The organism is Micromonospora sp. NPDC049359 (genome assembly GCF_044466585.1).
GTDB lineage: Bacteria > Actinomycetota > Actinomycetes > Mycobacteriales > Micromonosporaceae > Micromonospora.
Map to the genome: position 1 here is coordinate 1,065,050 of NZ_JBITMW010000001.1, position 19,586 is coordinate 1,084,635.

Here is a 19,586-nt window from a genome sequence, read left to right on the forward strand (position 1 = left end):
TCCGTACCGGCGGGTCGCCGCGACTCGCCGCACCGACGACGGGACGTTACGCTGCCCGGCATGGCCAGACGGGGCTGGGGAGTATCGATCGCGACGGCGGTCGGGGTCGCTGCCGGCGCGGGCGCCGCGCAACTGGGCTTCGGCTACGGGCTCGGCGTCATCACCTGGACGCCCACCGAGGCCGGGGCCAACGGCACGGCCTGGGCCGACGGCCTCGCCTGGGCCACCTGGCTCGCCGCCAGCTCCACTGTGCTGGGAGCTGTCTGCGCGCAGCGACTGCACCAGCGTGCGACGCCCACGCCCACGCCGACGACCGGCGCCGCAGCGGCCGACGATGCTGACCTGCCGCAGTCGCCGGCGCTCACGCCGGGCCAACCGACCTGGGCCGAGGGCGCCGACGTGCCGCAGGATCGGCCGGTCATCGATCCGCAGGATCGGCCGGTCATCGATCGGGCCGAACCGGTGGCCGTCGAGCACCCCGGTCTGCTCCGCCGGCTGTCCCTGGCGCTCGGTGCCGGGCTCGGTGGACTGGTCACCGTACTGCTGGTCGCCGTACCGGCGCGGGTCGCCGCAGGCGCCGACACCGGCGCGCCGCAGCGGGTCGCGGCCCTGCACGCGGCGCTGGGAATCCTGATCGGCGTCCTCGTCGCGCTCTGGGCGCTGCGCTCCCGCACGGTCGCGGTGAACATCACCGCGACGGCCGCCTGGCTGTGGCTGCTCGCCGTGGTCTCGGTCATCGACGGTGTACGCGTCGGACGCGGGCTGACCGGTGCCCAACTCGGCACCTGGCAGCTCGACCCGGACCACGGGCGGTACTGGATCGGGGGCCAGATCTACTGGCCGGGCGCGCTGCTGGCACTCGTACCCGCGCTTCTGATCGGTGCCCTCGCCGCCCGCGGCGCCGCGCGTCCGGGCGGACACCGGGTGGGCGCGGCGGCCTCCGGTGCGGCCGGCCCGCTGCTCGTCGCGCTCGCCTACCTGACCACCGTGCCGAGGTGGGCGACCCCCGGCCCGGCACAGTTCTCGACCCAGCTCATCGCCCCGTACGCGGTGATCGCCGGGGTCGGCGGCTCGATACTGGTCGCCCGGCTCGCCGAGAGGGCCGGCCACCGACGGGCCGCCGACCGCCGTCCGACCGCCCCGGCCGCCGGTCCGGACGCCGCCTCGACGGGTGGGTCGGCGAACCCCAAGCTGACATCGGGCGACGTGTCCGACCCGACGTCGACCGCTCCGACCGGCCAACGCGAACCGGCGTCGGCCCCTCCGGCCCGCTCACCCGGCTCGACGTCGGCCCCTCCGGCGGACTTCACCCGGGCCGGAGGGCTCCCGACCGATCGGACGACGCCCACGAGAGAGGGCGTGGCGGACGCCGGGCGACCCGGACGCCGCGCCCGCTCGGTGACCGACGCCGCAGCCGGCACGGCAACCCGACGCGGCAGGACGCCGTCGGCACCGACAAGCCCGCGCGGGGACCAGCCCGCCGACGCGACCACCACCGCACCCCGCGTCCCGGCCCCACGCCCCAACCCCGACGCCGCGCCCCCAACCGACGCCCCAACCAACGCCCCAACCAACGCCCCAACCGCGCCCCGAGCCCGCCCACCCCGACGCCCCACCACCTGACCCCACCGCCATCCACCTGTTGATCAAGAGGTTTGCGTCATCAGCGGCGCGATTTCTGAAGCGAACCTCTTGATCAACCAGGCCCGGGGTGGGGTGGGGTGGTTACTGGACGGGCCAGGTGTGGACTGGTTCGTTGGTGCGTTGGAGTTCCGCGTAGCGCTTGACCATGTGGTGCAGGGCTGCCGGGCGGTCCATGCCGTGGTGGTGCTCCGCCGCCCAGACCGCCTCGGTCTGCCAGACGGAGCCGTTGCGACCGGTACGGCAGCGCTGCTCGATGATGCCGAGCAGCCGGTCCCGTTGCGCCGGCGCGACGCCGAAGCCGTCCAGTCCGGTCGCGGCGACGGGCAGCAACTGATCGAGTACGAGCTTGGTGACCGGCACGTCACCGACCCCGGGCCAGTGCAGCACGGCGTCCAGACCACGGCGGGCCGCCGAGTGGAAGTTCTCCTCGGCTGAGGAGAAGGTGAGCTGACTCCAGATCGGCCGGTCGGCCTCGGCCAGGCCGCGGACCAGTCCGAAGTAGAAGGCCGCGTTGGCCAGCATGTCCACCACGGTGGGACCGGCGGGCAGCACCCGGTTCTCCACCCGCAGGTGCGGGCGGCCGTTCATGATGTCGTAGACCGGGCGGTTCCAGCGGTAGACCGTGCCGTTGTGCAGCCGCAGCTCGCTGAGTTGGGGCACCCCGCCGGCGTGCAGCACCTCCACGGGGTCCTCGTCCTCGCAGATCGGCAGCAGTGGTGGGAAGTACCGGACGTTCTCCTCGAACAAGTCGAAGATCGAGGTGATCCACCGCTCGCCGAACCAGACCCGGGGGCGTACGCCCTGGGCCTTGAGTTCCTCCGGACGAGTGTCGGTGGCCTGCTTGAACAGGGCGATCCGGGTCTCGGCCCAGAGTTGGCGGCCGTAGAGGAAGGGCGAGTTCGCCCCGACCGCCACCTGCACTCCGGCGATGGCCTGGGACGCGTTCCAGTAGTCGGCGAAGCTGTCCGGCGCGACCTGGAGGTGGAACTGGAGACTCGTGCAGGCCGCCTCGGGGGCGATCGAGTCGGTGTGCGTCCGCAACTGCTCGACGCCACGGATGTCGAGTTCGATGGCCTCGCCTCGGGCGCCGACGATCTGGTCGTTGAGGACCCGGTAGCGCTCGTTGGTGGAGAGGTTGTCCTCGACCAGGTGCCCCTCGGTGAGGGTGGGCAGGATGCCGACCAGGACGATCTTCGCGTCGGACCTGGCGGCGCGCTCGTCGGCCCGGGAGAGGCTGCTACGCAGGTCGTGCTCGTAGTCGGCGAAACCGGCGCCCTCGATCAGCCGGGGCTCGGCGTTCAACTCCAGGTTGAACTGCCCCAGCTCGGTCTGGAAGAGCGGATCGGCGATCTCGGCGAGGATCTCCTCGTTGCGCATCGCCGGCTCGGCCGCCGAGTCGACCAGATTCAGCTCGATCTCGAGGCCGGTCATCGGCCGGTCGGCGTCGAACCCGAAGTCGTCGAGCATCAGGGCGAAGACGTCGAGGCACCGCCGGACCTTCTGCCGGTAGCGGACGCGGTCCTCCCGGGTGAAGGCGCCCTGCGAGACGTCCCTGCCCATGTGTCCTCCCGACAACCCGCGCGGTCGGGATTCTGCCGTCCCGGAAGCGCATTGTGAACCATCAACGGTAAGAGCGCTCGCCTGGCCGGGGCCAGAGGCCGACGACGGTGATCCGACGACGGCCGAGTGGATTCGCTCGTGGCGCCATCTCTACCCCGTCGCCAGCATGCCGGACCTCGCGGGGGCAAGAACAAGTCGTGACAATTCACACGCGCCCGGCACGGACGACACCGGGCCCGCGCCGACGTGCGGCGCGGGCCCGGTGTACGGGTGATCCGTGGGATCAGGCCTGGCGGACGGCCTCGCCCTCGATCTCGATCTTGATCTTCTTGCCGACCAGCACGCCGCCGGTCTCCAGGGCGACGTTCCAGGTCAGACCGAACTCCTCGCGGTCGATCTCGGTGCTCGCGGAGAAGCCAAAGATGTCCTGGCCAAACGGGCTGCGACCCACGCCCTCGAACTCGACCTCCAGCTCGACCGGACGGGTGACGCCCTTGACGGTCAGCTCACCGTCGAGCACGAACTCGTTGCCCTTGCGGGACTTGACGCCGGTGCTGCGGAACTCCAGGGTCGGGTACTGCTCCGCGTCGAGGAACTCGGGGCTGCGCAGGTGCGCGTCCCGGTCGTCCTGGGTGGTGTCGATGCTGGCGGCCTGGATGGTCGCGACGACCGAGGACTGCAGCGGGTCCTCGCTGACGGTGATGGTGGCGGTCGCCTCGTTGAACTCACCGCGGACCTTGCTCACCATCATGTGCCGGGCGACGAAGCCGACCCGCTTGTGCGCCGCGTCCAGCACGTAGGTGCCGGCCGCCGGGATGGTGAGACCGTCCCAGTCGCGGGTAACCGCGTCGATGCTGCTGGTCATGACTGGTGTCCTCCAGAGGATTGTTTAGTAGCCCAACGACTGCTTCAGCAAATATAACCGCAACAACATTCCCCGTGTCAAGGACTGGTAGGATTAACGAGTGACCAACGTGTTCGACGACCCCCGGATCACCGCGGTTGGCCTCCTGTACGAGGCCCACGCCGGGCTCTCAGCCCGGTTCGCCGCCCAACTCGAGGAGCACGGCCTCTCCCAGGTCGAGTTCGAGGTGATCACCCGACTGGCCCGCTCGCCCGGCAACCAGCTACGGATGACCGACCTCGCCGCACAGACCTCACTGTCCACCAGCGGCGTGACCCGGGTGGTGGACCGGATGGAACGCGACGGACTGCTCACCCGTCGAGCATGCCCGAACGACCGCCGTAGCTCGTATGCGGTGGTCACCGCGTCCGGAATGCAGCGGCTCGACGAGACACTGCCCGGGCACCTGCGGATCATCGAACAGTGGTTCACCGGCCAACTCGAACCCGAGGCCCTGGCGGCACTGCTCGACGGCCTGCGGCGGGTGCGGGACGCGGTCCATCCTGGCGCGACCGCCGGCAGTACCGAGCAGGAGACGGCCGACGACTGCGACCCGACCTGACCGTCGGCCCGCAAGATGGGCTTCCGGGCGGTACCGGCAGAAGGACCGGCAGAACTGACCCCAAAGACCGGACAAACCTCTTGAAAAACACCTTCTTCCCCGGCAACGGTGGCAGGCTTTCGCCCACCGGGGAATCACCGGGGGGTGACGGCGCGGGCGAACAGCGAGGGGTAGCACCAAGGGGGCTCTTCGCCCGCGCCACTCTCCATCCGGCGGTCCATCGACGCCGACCGGCCACCGCTCACCGTTCGGTGGCTCCACCCCGGGCGGCGATCAGCGCGTAGAGCAGCCCGGACTCCTGCGGCAGCAGTCGGATCCCGGTTTCCTCGCAGACCTGGTCCAGACGATCGAGGACCGTCGGGTCTCCGGTGCTCGCGGCGAGGCCCACCAGCGCCTCCACGACGTCCCGGCGATCGTGACCGGCCTCGACGGCGGCCGCGAACCACTCGGCCGCCAACTCCCGATCACCCCGGTGCAGCGCCAGGTTCCCCTCGATCAGCGCGCAGATCCCCGCCTCCGGTCCGCTCCACGACAACACGCTGTCGTCCGACCGTGGTCGCGGCAGTCCGACCCGCTCCAACCACTGCCGCCCCGGCACGGCGACGGTCGCCTCGGCACCGCCGGCGCGCAGCTCGGTGAGCACCTCGGTCGCCTCGGCGGCACGGCCGTCCTGAGCCAGCGCCAGACCGACCGTGCCGAGCACCCGACGGCGATGTCCCGGGTCGCCCAGCTCGAACAACGCCGCCACCGCACGCCGCCCCTGGTCGACGGCGTCGGCGTACCGGCCCTCGAGGCGGGACACCTCGGCCCGGTTGGCCCAGGCCAGCACGCGCAACCGCTGCTCACCCCCCTCGGCCGCGAGCCGGTCCACGGCGGCCAGCCGCCGGCGTGCCGCCGCCAGGTCGCCGACGCGGATCTCGTGCCAGGCAAGGCTGTTCTGCGCCACCGCCAGATCACGCGTACGACCGTTGCGGGCGGCGAGCCGGAGCACCGCCTCGGCCTGATCCCGCGCCTCGTCGTGCCCGCCGACGGTGGTCAGCAGAGCACCGAGCACCCCGCGCGCCTCCAACTCGCCGGTCACGTCGCCCGAGTGTCGGAAGATCTCCAACGCGGCGCGTGCCGTGGGTAACTCTTCTGCCTCGGCACCGTGTTCGGCCGCGAGCCGTGCCATCCCGAGGCTGGCCCAGCCGCGCAGGATCGGGTCCGCGTCGGCGGTTCGCGGGTCGGCCAGCAGACGTCGCAGCCACTGCCGCCCGGCGACGTCCCGGCCCCGGAACCGCCACCAGCGGGGGAGGCAGGCGGCGAGCCGGAGCGCGGTCAGGGGGTCATCGGTGGCCGCGTGGGCGAGCGCGGAGCTGATATCGCTGCTCAGCTGGTCGAGCCGGTGCACCGCGTCGAGCATCCGTGGGCCGGCCAGGTCGGCGGCGGTCCGCGCCACGAGGCGGGCGGTCACCTCCGCGTGCCGACGCCGTACGCAGGTCAGCTCACCACCGCCGACCGCCTGCTCCACGGCGAAGTCACGGACCGCGTCGAGCAGGCGGAACCGGAACGGCCCGGTGCCGCGAACGCTCAGCAGGCCCAGCTCGACCAGGCGGTCCAGCACCGGGACCGGATCGATGGCGACGGTTCCGTCCCGGTCGGCCTCGTCGGCGAGCATCTCCTCGGCCATCTCCACCGACCACCGGTTGCCAAACATGGCGAGTCGCCGCAGCGCGTCGCGCTCGTGCGGCGCGAGCAGGCGGTAGCTGGTCGCCACCGCGTCCCGCAGGGTCACCGCCACCGCCGCCCGGGTGGCATCGGTGGCGTACGGACGGCGGGCGGCCGACTCCGGCCCGTCCCACCGGGCACGGGTCTCCTCGGTCGAGGTGGTCAGGTCGAGGACCCGGTCGCCGTACCGGTCGAGCAGTTCGGTGAGGTCGAGCAGCCGCCCCCGGGCGGCCATCAGCTCGATGGCCAGTGGCAGGCCACCCAGCCGGCGGACCAGGGCGGCCAGTGCTGGTAGCTCGTCGGGGCCGGGCGGTTCCCGACGGACCTGGGCGAGCCGTGCGATGAACAGCGCGACCGCTGGCCACGAGACGAGCGTGGCCGGACCGGATTGTTCGCCGTCCGGCGGTGGCACCTCGAGCGGGGCGACCGGCCAGACCCGTTCGCCGGGTAGCCCGACCGGATGCCGGCCGGTGACCAGCACCCGCAGCGACGGCAGTACGGTGCCCAACCGGTGCAGTGTCTCGGCCACCGGGCCGGGGGCGCGCTCGACGGCGTCCATGACCAGCAGCGCCCGCCGGCCGGCGAGGCGGGCGACCAGTTCCGGTAACCGGGCGGCGCCGAGGACGGTCATCGAGGCCGCGAGGACGTCCGGCCCGTCCGAACCCTCGCCGACCAGCACGCCGGCCACACCGCCCGGATGCGCCCGTGCCGCCGCGTGGGCCACGGCGAGCGCGAGCGCGGTCTTGCCGACCCCGGCCAGGCCGACGAGGCTGATCAGCCGTGGTCCGTGTTCCGCGGTCAGCATCGCGGCCAACTCGGTGACATCGCGATCGCGTCCGATCAGGGCGACCGGCGGCGGAAGGGCGACCGGCGCGTCGACTCGGGTGGCTTGCGCCGACGCGACGCCGACCGCGCCCGGGCCGACATCCGACGGCGGCTCGCCGCCGACAGGGCCACGGGCCGTGGCCAGGAATGCCGCCCGGACGGCACCGGTCAACCCCAACGCCGTGGCGAGCAGATCGACGGTGGTGCGCTGTGGCCGGACCGACCGGCCACGCTCCAGGTCCCGCACCGTCCGCACACCGACTCGGGCACGGGACGCCAGTTCCGCCTGGGTCAGACCGGCGGCGCGCCGGTGCGCACGGAGCAGCTCCGGCAGCCCGGTACGACCGGCCGGGCTCCGCGACCACCCATGATCCGGAGTCATGGGCACGAAGAGTACGGTTCGCCTCCGACCATCGGCAGTCGAACGTCGTCCTGCCGACGTCCGCTCGCCGATAATCCGACAGCCGAGGGGTCGATCGACGGGGAGTGGTCGGTAACCCCCGAGATCGCCCGAGGGGTGGGATCAGAGGCCCAGATCGCGGGCGATGATCATGCGTTGCACCTCGCTGGTGCCCTCACCGATCTCCAGGATCTTGGAGTCCCGCCAGAACCGGGCGACCGGGTACTCGTTCATGAATCCGTAGCCGCCGTGGATCTGGGTGGCCTCCCGGGCGTTGTCCACCGCGATCGTGCTCGCGTGCAGCTTCGCGATGGCGGCCTGCCGCTTGAACGGCTCGCCGGCAAGCATCCGGGCGGCGGCGTCGTAGTAGGCCAGGCGCGCGGTGTGCGCCTTCAGCTCCATGTCCGCGATCTTGAACTGGATGGCCTGGTTGTCGCCGATCGGCCGGCCGAAGGCGTGCCGCTCCTTGGCGTACTTGATGGACTCGTCGACGCAGCCCTGGGCGAGGCCGACAGCCAACGCGGCGATCGCGATCCGGCCCTCGTCGAGGATCCGCAGAAACTGTGCGAAGCCCCGTCCGCGCGCACCGAGCAGGTTGGCCGCCGGCACCCGGCAGTCGTCGAAGGTCAGCTCGTGGGTGTCCGAGGCGGTCCAACCGACCTTGGAGTAACCCGGAGCCACCGTGAATCCGGGCGTGCCGGTGGGCACGATGATCGTCGACAGCTCCTTGGAGCCGTCCGGGTTGGTGCCGGTCACCGCCGTGACGGTCACCATGGCCGTGATGTCGGTGCCCGAGTTGGTGATGAACGCCTTCGCGCCGTTGATCACCCACTCGTCGCCGTCCAGCACGGCCCGCGTCTGGGTGCCGCCGGCGTCGGAACCGGTGCCCGGCTCGGTGAGGCCGAAGCCGGCCAGGGCCTCCCCGCTGAGCAGCCGGGGCAGCCAGGTCGCCTTCTGCTCCTCGGTGCCGAAGCGGTAGATCGGCATCGCGCCGAGCGAGACGGCCGCCTCCAACGTGATAGCCACGCTGGAGTCGACCCGGGCCAACTCCTCCAGGGCCAGGCACAGCGCGAAGTAGTCGCCGCCCATCCCGCCGTGCTCCTCGTCGAAGGGCAGGCCGAACAGGCCCATCTTGCCCATCTGCCGGATCACCTCGTACGGGAAGGTGTGCCGCTCGTAGTGCTCGGCGATCACCGGGGCAACCACCTCGCGGGCGAAGTCCCGCACGATCTCCCGCAGCGCCGCTTGTTCGTCGGTGAGCCGGAAGTCCATCTCGATCCTCCTACTGGGCGGGCCGCCCGGCGCTCGTGACGCGGAAGCGGCTGAAGCGTTAGGAAGGGCCCCCTCCTATACCCCAGGCGTTAAGTAGGGGCCCTTCCTTGCGGGTCAGACGGGGGTGACGCCGTGGCGGCGTCGGGAGAAGGTGCGGTCCTTGGTGCGGGCCGCCGCGAACCGGCGGACCAGCTCGTCGCGCAGGTCGTGCGGCTCGACGATGGCGTCCACCACCAGCTCGCTGGCGAGCCGGACGACGTCGATGTCCTGCTCGTACTCGGCCCGTTTGGCGGCCACGAAGGCGGCCCGCTCGTCCGCGTCCTCGATCGCCGCGATCTTGTTGGCGTAGACGGCGTTCACGGCGGCCTCGGCGCCCATCACCGCGATCTTGGCGCTGGGCAGCGCGATCGTCGCGTCCGGCTCGAAGCCGGGGCCGGCCATCGCGTACAGGCCCGCGCCGTACGCCTTGCGGACGACCACGCAGATCTTCGGCACGGTCGCCTCGGAGATCGCGGTGATCATCTTGGCGCCGTGCCGGATGATGCCCTGCTTCTCCACCGCGCTGCCCACCATGAAGCCGGGCACGTCACTGAGGAACAGCAGCGGCACGTTGAACGCGTCGCAGAGCTGCACGAACCGGGTGGCTTTGTCGGCCGAGTCGACGAAGAGCACGCCGCCCTTGAACATCGAGTTGTTGCCGAGCACGCCGACGACCTGGCCGTCGAGGCGGCCGAAGCCGATGGTCAGCTCCTTGGCCCACAGTGCCTGGATCTCGAAGAAGGAACCCTCGTCGAGCAGGCCCTTGACGTACCGTCGCATGTCGAACGCCTGCCGCTCGCTGGCCGGCACCAGCGCGGCCAGGTCGGCCTTCGCGGGCGCGGCGACCGCCGGCGCGGCCGGCGGCGCCTGGGTCCAGTTCGCCGGCAGGTACGACAGGTAGGTCTTCACCACGTCGAGCGCGTCGGCCTCGGTCTTGCAGAGGAAGTGCCCGACGCCGGACTCGGCGGTGTGCACCTTGGCCCCGCCCATCGCCTCCAGGGTGGTCTTCTCCCCGGTGACCATCTCGACCATCCGGTCGGACCCGAGATACATGCTGGCGTTGCCGTCGACCATCGCCACCACGTCGCAGAACGCCGGGATGTACGCCCCTCCGGCGGCGCTCGGGCCGAACAGCGCGCAGACCTGCGGGATCGAGCCGGAGGCGCGGACCTGGTTCCAGAAGATCTTGCCGGCCCCACGGCGGCCGGGGAAGAGGTCGACCTGGTCGGTGATCCGGGCGCCGGCCGAGTCGACCAGGTAGACCATCGGGACGCCGGCCCCGTAGGCCCGCTCGATGATCCGGATGATCTTCTCGACGGTACGGGCGCCCCAACTGCCGGCCTTCACGGTGGAGTCGTTGGCCATCAGGCAGACCTGCCGGCCGTCGATCGTGGCGGTGCCGGTGACCACGCCGTCGGCCGGCAGGCCGTCGGCGAGCGCGTTGGCGTAGAGGCCGTCCTCGACGAAGGAGCCCTCGTCGACGAGGAGCGCGACGCGTTCGCGGGCGAAGAGCTTGCCCTTGGCCTCGTTGGCCGCGTGGTACTTGTCCGCGCCACCGGACCGGGCCCGCTTGCGCAGTTGTTCCAGCGCCTCACCGTCGAGCGTCACGCCGACTCCCTCGCCCGTGCTGACCTGAACGATCGTTAGGCTATCGCATCCGCGCACCCTCCGGCGACCCATGCCGCACCGACGCTCCTTCGAACGAAACATTGAAATCTATTAATCTCTGTGGATAGGCTCCTGGCACCCCCTCCCGGATAAGGAGTCAGCGATGACCTCACGACTCAGTCGGCTCGCCGTCGCGTTGGTCGCGACGGCAGGTGCCACGCTCGGCGTCACGGTCGCCAACCCCGCGCCCGCGTCCGCCGCGATGACCATCTGCTACAACACCAGCCAGGCAGGCGCCTACGCGGGCACCGCCAACCAGGCCGCCTCGATCTGGAACAACGCCACCGTCAACCTGACGCTCTCCGCGAACTGCGGCTCCAACCTGCGGATCTACCAGATCACCGGCGGCGGCTCGTACGCCGTGCGGACCAGCCTCGGCAACGGCCGGGTCTACATCGACACCCAGCAGGCGGCGCAGTACAGCCCGCTGCGGATCATGACCCACGAGATCGGGCACATCCTCGGTCTGCCGGACAACTACAACGGCAACTGCGCGATCCTGATGTCCGGCGGCAGCGCCGGCACCAGCTGCACCAACCCGTACCCGAGCAGCGCCGAGGCGAACCGGGTGAGCAACCTGTTCGCCGGTACGTTCAGCGCGACCGACCGCAGCGCGGACATCTTCCGCGACAGCTGGCCGTCGGCGCTCACCACGGTGGGCTGACCGAACCGCGCACCACGAAGGGGCCGGCAGTGCGCCGGCCCCTTCCGCGCTTTTCTCAGCTCGGCATCGGCGTCAGTCGCGTACGCGGGCCGGCCCGCAGCACACCGGACGGCAGCGTCTTGCCGAGCAGTTCCTCGGCCAACTCGGCCACCTCGATCAGGGCGTCCAGGTCGATGCCGGTGTCGATGCCCATGTCGTGCAGCATGTGCACCGCCTCCTCCGTCGCCAGGTTGCCACTCGCACCCGGCGCATACGGGCAGCCACCGAGACCGCCGACGCTCGCGTCGAACTCGGTCACCCCCAGCTCCAGCGCGGTCAGCAGGTTGGCCAGCGCCGTACCCCGGGTGTTGTGGAAGTGCAGCAGCACCGGCACGTGCGCGTTGCGGTCGCGTACCGCGGTCAGCAGCTCACGGACCCGACGCGGCGTGCCCATGCCGGTCGTGTCGCCGAAGGCCACCCGGTCCGCGCCGTCGCGGACGACCCGGTCGACGATGCCGGCGACACGGCGCGGGTCGACGTCCCCCTCGTACGGGCACCCGAAGCTGGTCGCCACGATCACCTCGACCCGCGCGGAGGCCCCGTGCAGAAGGTCGATCAGCTCGGCGATGTCGTCCAGCGACTCGTCGGTCGAGCGGTTGACGTTGCGGCGGTTGTGCGTGTCGCTGGCCGACACCACCACCTCGATCTCGGTGAAGCCGGCGGCCAGGGCCCGCTGGGCGCCCCGGGTGTTCGGCACCAGCGCCGAATACCGCACCCCGTCGACCTTCGCCGCCCGCCGCCACACCTCGTCGGCGTCGGCCATCTGCGGAATCGCCCTGGGGTGCACGAACGACACCGCCTCGATCCGGCGTACGCCGGTGGCGGAGAGCGCGTCGAGCAGTCGCACCTTGGCGTCGGCGGGGATGGGCTCCTCGTTCTGCAATCCATCCCGCGGCCCAACCTCACGGATCGACACGGAGTTTGGCAGTTCCGCCATGGGGTCACCTCACTGTCTGCCCTGATGGGGCAACGGTAGCGACATCGGCCCGAATAACCGCCAGCGTCGAGGACGGTACGGACACGGTGTGCGATGGCTCTCCGCCGAGGTGGGCCGTCCAGCCAGCACCGGACCACCCTTCGGCGGATGAATCAGGCCAGAAGGATGCCATCACCGGCGGCGGCATGGAACTGCGGGCGGTCGGGTGGCTACGTTGGTGCCGGCGGGACGGCGGGGCCAGCCATCGGCTCGACCCCACCGTCTGGACGCCTCCGGTGGTCAGCGCTGCGACGGTCCTTCCAAGAGCTCCGCAGCGCATCGGAGTGCGGTCGAGAGGGCGCCGGCGCACGCGCGCCCGGCACTTCCGGGCCAGCGGCCCGGTACCGGGCAACCACCGTGCACCGAGGCTGGACACCGGCGGTCCCGGCCTCCCCGGCCAGAGCCGAGGCGAGCCACCCCGCCTGGCCAACCAACCCTGGCACAAGACCGACAACCCCGACAACCTCCCCAGGTGCCGCTGACAGGCCCTCGCCAGCCGCGTCGATCAAGAGGTTTGCGTCAAAATTCCGGCCACGGATGACGCAAACCTCTTGATCAACTACAGGTAGGGGATCGGAACAGGTCAGCGCATGCGGGGGACGATTCCTGTGTCGTAGGCGCCGGAGCGGAACTCCTCGTTGCCCAGCAGCTCGGCGAAGAACGGGACGTTGTTCTTCGGGCCCTCGATCTGGAAGGCGGCCACCGCTTCCTGCGCGCGTTCTAGCACCTCGTCGCGGGTCGCGCCGGTGACGATCAGCTTGGCCAGCAGGCTGTCGTAGAACGGCGTGACCGTGTTGCCCCCGGTGTAGCCGGAGTCCACCCGGACACCCTCGCCGGTCGGTTCCACCCACGTCCGGATCACGCCGGGGCCGGGCAGGAACCGCTTCGGGTCCTCGGCGTTGATCCGCATCTCGATGGCGTGCCCGCTCGGCGCGAGCGCGTCCGGGTCGAACGTCGGCGCCAGCCCGGACGCCACCCGCAACTGCTCCTCAACCAGGTCGATCCCGTAGACGTACTCGGTCACCGGGTGTTCCACCTGAAGGCGCGTGTTCATCTCGAGGAAGAAAAACTCCCCGGAAGTGGGGTCCAACAGGCATTCCACCGTGCCCGCGTTGCGGTAACCCACGGCCTCGCCGGCCCGTACCGCCGCCGCCAGCAGGCGCGCTCGCAGTTCCGGCGAGACGGCCGGCGACGGGGATTCCTCGACGAGCTTCTGGTTGCGTCGCTGCACCGAGCACTCCCGCTCGCCGAGCGCCACCACCCGACCGTCGGCCAGGCCGAGGATCTGCACCTCGACGTGCCGCACCCGGGGGAAGTACCGCTCGATCAGCACCGATCCGTCACCGAACATCCGCTCGGCGAAGGCGCGCACCTTGTCGTACTCGGTGCGCAACGCGGCCTCGTCGACGGCCACGCCCATGCCCATGCCGCCGCCACCGGCGGCGGCCTTGACCATCACCGGGTAGCCGATCTCGGCGGCGGCCGTCACGGCCGCGTCCAGGTCAGCGGCCGGATCGGTGGTGCCGGGCGCGACCGGCACGCCGGCCGCCGCCATCAGGTTCCGCGCATTGATCTTGTCGCCCATCGCGCTGATCGCGTCCGCGCCGGGTCCGACCCAGACCAGCCCGCTGGCCTCGACGGTACGAGCGAACTCCGCGTTCTCCGACAGGAAGCCGTAGCCGGGGTGGATGGCCTGCGCGCCGGTCGACTTGGCGGCGGCGAGGATCGCCTCGACGTTGCGGTAGCTCTGCGCCGGATTCGGCGGGCCGATGAGGACCGCCTCGTCCGCCTCGGTGACGAACGGCAGGTCGGCGTCCGCCTCCGAGTACACCGCGATCGCGCGGATGCCGAGCCGCTTGGCGGTCCGGATGACCCGGCGGGCGATCTCGCCCCGATTGGCGACCAGCAGTGACTCGATCATGTTTCCTCCCGGCGTCCGGATGTTGGGACGATGTCAGGGAATCATGACCGGCGTACTTCTGACGAGTCGGCTCAGGCGAGCAGCGCGGCCAGGGTCGCTCCACGCAACAGCTCGGCCCGACGTCGGCGGTCCACCTCGCCGCCGAGGAACGGAGTCGAGTTCATCAGGCCGAACGCCGCGTGCGCGAGCACCCGAGCCTCGCCGTCGGGCATGCCCGGGTGCAGCGCCGTGAGCACCGTCACCCACTCCTCGACGTACATCCGTTGCAGCCGGCGGATCCGTCGCCGCGGCTCCTCCGGCAGGCGGTCCAACTCGTGCAGGTGCAGCGCGATCACGGCCGGGTTGGCCAGCGCGAACTCGACGTGGAAGTCGATCAGGGACTCCAGCACGCCGCGCGGGTCGTCCGGGTGCCCGGCGGCGCGTTCCCGCCCGCCGGCCAGCAGCCCCTCGCTGACCGGAATCAGCGCCGCGGCCAGCATCGCCTCCTTGCCGGCGAAGTGGTGATAGAGCGCCGGACCGGTCACCCCGGCTGCCGCGCCGATGTCGTCCATCGACACGCCGTGGTAGCCGCGGGCGGCGAACAGACCGACCGCGATCTCCAGGATCTCGTCCTTGCGGGACCGGCGCCGGCCCGTACCCGCCGCCCCCCGTGCCTGCTGCTCCACCGTCACCGGGCAAGCGTAGACCGCGAGCCGGACACCGTGGGGCGACGGATACCGGTCGGCGGCCCGCAGCGGTCAGTCGTCCGGGTCGAGGTCGTGCTCCTGTCGCAGGGCGGCCGCCTCGGCGGGCCGGTCGAGCAGGTCCAACGCGCGGGCCAGCAACCACGCGGTCTGGCGGACCGGCCGCGATCCGGCCGGCAACCCACCGAGTACGCGCCGCAACAGCGGCTCCGCCTCGACCGGCCGGTCCAGTCGGAGCAGCAGCTCACCCACGAGGACCTCCACCTGGGCCGCCTCACCGAACGCCTCGATCGACCGCAGTCGGTCGGGCACCCCGGCGAGCCGTGCCAGCGCCTCGTCCGCCCGGCCCTCCCCGGTCAGCACCCGCGCGCCCGTCTCGGCCATCATCGCCAGCTCGTACGTCACCGGTGGCGGCGGCTCCGGCTGCCCGGCCAACACCGCCGCCAACCCGTCCGCCAGTTCGACGACCCGGACCGCCTCCGGCAGGTTGTCGGACCAGAACCAGGCGTACGCCTCCCGGCGACGGGCGCGCAGCTCGTCCAACGGCAGATCGGCGAGCCGGTACGCCGTGGCGGCGGCGGTGAACCGCTCGGCGGCCGCGGCGTCCCGGTCGGCGTCGTACAGGATCCCGCCGGCCTCCTCCAGCACCTGGGCCCGGATGGGCAGGTTGTCCGGGCCGTCCAGGTTGACGGACAACTGCTCCAGCAGAGCCAACGCGGGGTCGATCTCGCCGAGCCCGCCGTACACCCCGGCCAGCAGGTGCCGGCAGCGGTCGGCCTCCGCCTGGGCGCCCAGGCGGTCCAGGCCGAGCACGGCCTCCTCGGCGACCTCGGCCGCCTCGGCGAGCCGACCCACCACCCGGTACGCGTTCGCCAGCTCCCAGCGCAGGAACGCGTCCCCCTCGGCGTCACGCTCCACGCAGAGCGTCACCGCCTCGACGAAGTCGTCCACCGCGTCGGCGGCCCGGCCGGCGGAGAGCAGTGCCCGCGCGCGGGCGACCCGGACGGGCAGCTCCGCGTCCCCCGGCGCCACCCGCAGCGCCTCGTCGCAGGCGGCCACCGCCTCCGCCGGATCGTCGACGGTCCGGGCGCAGGCCAGGCAGGCGGCCGTGATCAGCTCGTCGACGCCCAGCTCACGGGCCATCCGGCGGGCCTGGACGGCGGCGGCAAGGGCCTCGTCGACGCGGTCGGACCCCTCCAGCAGATGTGCCCGGTGCAGCGCGATCCGGGCCGCCAGGTGCTCATCGCCACCGGCGTCGGCAGGTATCCGGGAAAGGGCCGTCAGGGCGTCCGCCCAGCGTTGCCGGTGCAGCAGCGCCAACGCCAGCCGGTCGTAACCGGCGGCGCGCTGCCGGGGGTCACCGAGTCGATCCAGCGCCTCGGCGGCCTCCCGGGCCAACGTCAGCCCCTCCTCGGCGTGCTCGTCGGCGCGGGTCAGCAGCACACCCAGCCGCCCCGCGACCACCTGGGCGGGCAGCTCCTCACCCGCCGAGCGGTACAGGTCCAACGCCGCCCGGTTCAGCTCGACCGCACCCTCGACGTCGTCCTCGTCGCCCCGCTCGGCCGCCCGCAGCGCCAGTCGGTGCGCGACCGTACGCGGTGGCAGGTCGGCGGCGTCGAACCGGTCGTCGTACGCGGCCAGCGCCGCCCGGAAGGTGGCCCGGTCGTGCTGGCCCCAGCTCTTCTCGGCGACGGTCAGCAGCTCGTCGGCGTCGGCGGGTAGAGCCACGGTGGACACCTCGACGGGTGCCCGGCCGGGCCGTTCGGACGCGGGCGTCGCACCGCCGGCCAGCGCGTCCCCACCGGTTCGGGCCGAACGGCGACGAACGCTCGCGGACAGCGGCAGGTGCTCACCACCGGGTCGTACGGCGAGCCGACGGGCGATCCACTCCGACTGGTGGGTGGTGCCGTTGCGGGCGTCGAAGCGGGCGGCCAGCTCGGTCGCCCTGTCGGCCAGCTCGGCGGCCAGCGCCGACGCCGGCACCTCGGCCGCCGGCCGCCCCTCGGCGGCCCGCCGGTACACGGTGGCGAGACCGGCCTGGCGCAGCGCGGCGGCGGCGGTCGCCGCGAAGTGCATGGCGGCGGCCGGCGACGGCGGTCGGTCCAGCCAGTCCAGGTGCCGCTCGACCAGCTCGACCGCCCGCGCCTCGTTGCCGGTGAGCGTGCAGAACTCGACGTGGTCGCCGATGTCCCACAGGTCCGCGAGGCTGCCGCGCAGCTTGCGGTACGCCTCACGGTGCGCGTCGCGCGCCGACTCACCCCGACCGGTGCGCAGGTACGGCAGCAGAAGCGCCGTGAGGATCGCCTGCGGCTGCTCGGTGCACGTGAGCCGGCCGGCGAGCACCGGCTCGGCGAGGGCCACCGCCTCGGCGTCCCGACCGGTGGCGGCGAGGTAGCCCACCTGGCTCGTCGGGTCACAACCCGCACAGTCGGACAGTTCGTCACGGGGCGCCGTCTGCCACAGCCGGTACCAGTGCGCGGCCGCCTCGGCGTCACCCACGTGGTCGGCGACCCGGAACCGGTGCTTGTGGACGGTCTGCAGGCTGTGCCCGCCGGCCCGGTAGTGCCGCTCCATGTCGTCGAGCACGGCGTACGTGCGGTCCAGTGGCACCTCGGGGAACTCCAGCAGACCCGACACCATGTACTTGAAGTGCCACAGCATCTGGTGCAGGTGCTGCTGGTGGTAGGGCTGCGGGTCTCGGTCGAACTCGGACAGGCACCAGGAGAACGTGACGAACGACTTCGCCGGCTCGCCTCCGTAGACGTACCCGGTCGTCGCCTGCATCCGGGTCACATAGGCGAGGTGCCGGTCGTCGGTGGCGTCCACCCGGCGCAGCAACTGCTCCAACGCGGCGATCTGCCCCGCCCCGTACGGCATGTCGGCGATGCCGCGCAGCACCCGCCACAGGTCCTCGTCGCTCATGCCTGCTCCCGTCCCGGTACGGCCCGGCCGAGCAGGCCGAGGAAGGCGTCGTTCAGCAGCGCGGCGTCGGCCGCGCGGACCGGGTGGTGCCCGAGCAGCAGCGCCTGCCCGTACAGCGCCTCGACGGCGAGCCCGACCAGCTCCGGGTCGCCCAGCATCGTGACCCGTCGCACCAGCGGGTTGCGGTGGTTGAGCACCAGTTGCGGGCGGTCCGGTGGGGCGGTGGCGGCGAGCGCGTCGAGCACCCCACCCCACAGCTCGTCGGCCCGGTCGCGGCTGGCGGCGAGCTGGTCGTTGAATGCCGCCGACCGGCTCACCAGGTAGAGCGTGGGCAGCGAGACCGGGTCGTACGCCCGGATGACCACCTCGCAGCCGGAACGCTCGACGGCCCGCTGCGCGGCGGTGAGGAACGGCCGCAGCGCCAGTTCCACGGACGGGTCGAGGGCCTCGAACCGGGTGGTGAGGTCACTCGGCTCGAGCCGTTCGATCAGCACCGAGCGGTCCACCGCCGGCAGCCGCTCGATCAGCTCGGTGTCGTACGTGTAACCGGCGTTGACGACGGCCAGGTCCTGCGCGGCGGCCACCGCGGCGAGCTGGCGGAACTCGTCGAGGCTGGCCGCGTAGCGGACCACCCCGTGGCGTTCCCGGAACTCGGCGAGGGTGAGCGTGCCGACGTTGGTGTCCATCGGCCACCACCTGTCGACCAGCCGGAGCATGTCGTCGTCGTGCAGGGCCAGCGCCTTCACGCCGAGGTGGTGCACCTGGAGGAACTGGGCCAACCGGTGCGGGTCGTGTCGCGACAGCCGGACCAGCCAGCCACGTACCTGGTCGCCGAGCGCCTCCCGGGTCGCGGTCAGCAGGGTGTCCTCGTACAGGGCCTCCCGGCTGGCCGTCGGACGCAACTCGGTCGCGTCGACGACGCAGTGCGCGAAGAACGCCCAGTCCGGCAGCAGGCCGTCGGCGTTCTCGGTGAGCAGCATCCGCTTGAGGTAGACGCGGTGCCCGGCACGGGCCGCCGGGTTCACCGGGGTCGGCAGGATGACGGCGACACCGGTCAGCCCGGCCTCGGGGACGCTCAGCGGCAGCACGTCGAACGGGTCCACCCCGAGCGTGTCGCGGGCGTACGCGATCAGCGCCGCCCGGTCGACCGGCGTGCCCGGCGTCGTCGGCCAGGGCGGTTCACCGACGGTGGTGACCACGTCGCCGACCCGGACGGTGACCGGCAGCAACGCGCCGAAGAGCCGCGCCAGGTCGACGACGGTCGGGGTGCTGAACCACTGGTCGGCATCACGGCGGGGCACCAGCGTCACGGTGGTGCCCACGTCGGCGCGGGCCTCCTCCGGCGGCGCGACCGTCACCGCGTACCGGCCGTCGGCGTATCCGGTCCACCGGACGGTGGGATCGTCGCCGTGGCGGGTGAGCACCTGAATCTCGTCGGCCACCAGGAAGCAGGAGAGCAGGCCGATGCCGAACTGGCCGAGGAACTCGTGCCGGGAGAAGCCCAACTCGTCACGCTTGGAGCTGCGGCCGATGGTCGCCAGCAGCTCGTGTACCTGCGCCTCGGTCAGGCCCACGCCGGTGTCGTGCACGCGGAGGGTGCCGTCTCCGGTGATCTCCGGGGGTTCGATCCGGACCAGCGCCGGCGCGTCCGGCTCGGTGGCACGCCGGGCGGTGATCGCGTCCACGGCGTTCTGGAGCAGCTCTCGGACGTAGACCCGAGGGCTGCCGTAGAGGTGATGGCTGAGCAGGTCGACCACGCCACGCAGGTCGACCTGGAAGGTGTGGTCCACGCCTGTGCTC

13 protein-coding genes are annotated in these 19,586 nt (G+C 72.0%); 3 read left to right on the plus strand and 10 right to left on the minus strand.

All coding sequences use genetic code 11. The features are described 5' to 3' along the window. Positions 1-60 precede the first annotated feature (60 nt). On the plus strand, positions 61-1,623 hold the full coding sequence (locus ACIBTX_RS04965; RefSeq protein ID WP_396832056.1) for a hypothetical protein: 1,563 nt from the start codon (positions 61-63) through the stop codon (positions 1,621-1,623). A gap of 102 nt (positions 1,624-1,725) precedes the next feature. On the opposite strand, the gene ACIBTX_RS04970 is transcribed toward ACIBTX_RS04965, so the two are convergent. Together ACIBTX_RS04970 and ACIBTX_RS04975 are read right to left on the minus strand one after the other, a co-directional pair. Continuing rightward, positions 1,726-3,204: a glutamate--cysteine ligase gene (locus tag ACIBTX_RS04970; RefSeq protein WP_357129405.1), complete on the minus strand. Its 1,479-nt coding sequence runs from the start codon at positions 3,202-3,204 to the stop codon at positions 1,726-1,728. A gap of 283 nt (positions 3,205-3,487) precedes the next feature. Beyond that, on the minus strand, positions 3,488-4,069 hold the full coding sequence (locus ACIBTX_RS04975) for a YceI family protein (protein ID WP_357129402.1): 582 nt from the start codon (positions 4,067-4,069) through the stop codon (positions 3,488-3,490). Between the two features lie 100 nt (positions 4,070-4,169). On the opposite strand from ACIBTX_RS04975, the gene ACIBTX_RS04980 reads away from it, so the two are divergent. Then, complete coding sequence (locus tag ACIBTX_RS04980; RefSeq protein ID WP_355048531.1) at positions 4,170-4,670, plus strand: MarR family transcriptional regulator; 501 nt, start codon at positions 4,170-4,172, stop codon at positions 4,668-4,670. Positions 4,671-4,911: 241 nt separating this feature from the next. Here the strand turns inward: ACIBTX_RS04980 and ACIBTX_RS04985 are convergent, their stop codons facing one another. From ACIBTX_RS04985 to ACIBTX_RS04995, 3 genes are all read right to left on the minus strand, one after another. Next, on the minus strand, positions 4,912-7,584 hold the full coding sequence (locus ACIBTX_RS04985; protein ID WP_357129398.1) for a helix-turn-helix domain-containing protein: 2,673 nt from the start codon (positions 7,582-7,584) through the stop codon (positions 4,912-4,914). A gap of 141 nt (positions 7,585-7,725) precedes the next feature. Beyond that, positions 7,726-8,874, minus strand: a complete 1,149-nt coding sequence (locus tag ACIBTX_RS04990; RefSeq protein ID WP_396832057.1) for an acyl-CoA dehydrogenase family protein — start codon at positions 8,872-8,874, stop codon at positions 7,726-7,728. A 114-nt stretch (positions 8,875-8,988) separates the two neighbouring features. Further along, positions 8,989-10,521, minus strand: a complete 1,533-nt coding sequence (locus ACIBTX_RS04995; RefSeq protein WP_357129390.1) for an acyl-CoA carboxylase subunit beta — start codon at positions 10,519-10,521, stop codon at positions 8,989-8,991. Between the two features lie 163 nt (positions 10,522-10,684). Between ACIBTX_RS04995 and ACIBTX_RS05000 the strand changes: the two genes are divergently transcribed. Next, entirely contained in the window at positions 10,685-11,245 is a 561-nt protein-coding gene (locus ACIBTX_RS05000; RefSeq protein WP_357129387.1) for a snapalysin family zinc-dependent metalloprotease, read from the plus strand. Positions 11,246-11,300: 55 nt separating this feature from the next. On the opposite strand, the gene ACIBTX_RS05005 is transcribed toward ACIBTX_RS05000, so the two are convergent. The 5 genes from ACIBTX_RS05005 to ACIBTX_RS05025 form a co-directional block, all read right to left on the minus strand. Continuing rightward, entirely contained in the window at positions 11,301-12,221 is a 921-nt protein-coding gene (locus tag ACIBTX_RS05005) for a hydroxymethylglutaryl-CoA lyase (protein WP_357129384.1), read from the minus strand. Between the two features lie 622 nt (positions 12,222-12,843). Beyond that, complete coding sequence (locus ACIBTX_RS05010; RefSeq protein WP_357129381.1) at positions 12,844-14,181, minus strand: biotin carboxylase N-terminal domain-containing protein; 1,338 nt, start codon at positions 14,179-14,181, stop codon at positions 12,844-12,846. 71 nt (positions 14,182-14,252) lie between these two features. Continuing rightward, positions 14,253-14,852: a TetR/AcrR family transcriptional regulator gene (locus tag ACIBTX_RS05015; RefSeq protein ID WP_355048539.1), complete on the minus strand. Its 600-nt coding sequence runs from the start codon at positions 14,850-14,852 to the stop codon at positions 14,253-14,255. A 66-nt stretch (positions 14,853-14,918) separates the two neighbouring features. Then, a complete protein-coding gene (locus ACIBTX_RS05020) occupies positions 14,919-17,786 on the minus strand; it encodes a hypothetical protein (RefSeq protein WP_396832058.1) in 2,868 nt (955 codons plus the stop codon). After that, the gene (locus tag ACIBTX_RS05025) at positions 17,783-19,576 is read right to left on the minus strand and encodes an HSP90 family protein (RefSeq protein ID WP_396832135.1); all 1,794 of its coding nucleotides are present in this window, start codon (positions 19,574-19,576) and stop codon (positions 17,783-17,785) included. Before ACIBTX_RS05025 ends, ACIBTX_RS05020 begins: the two co-directional genes overlap by 4 nt. Positions 19,577-19,586 lie beyond the last annotated feature (10 nt).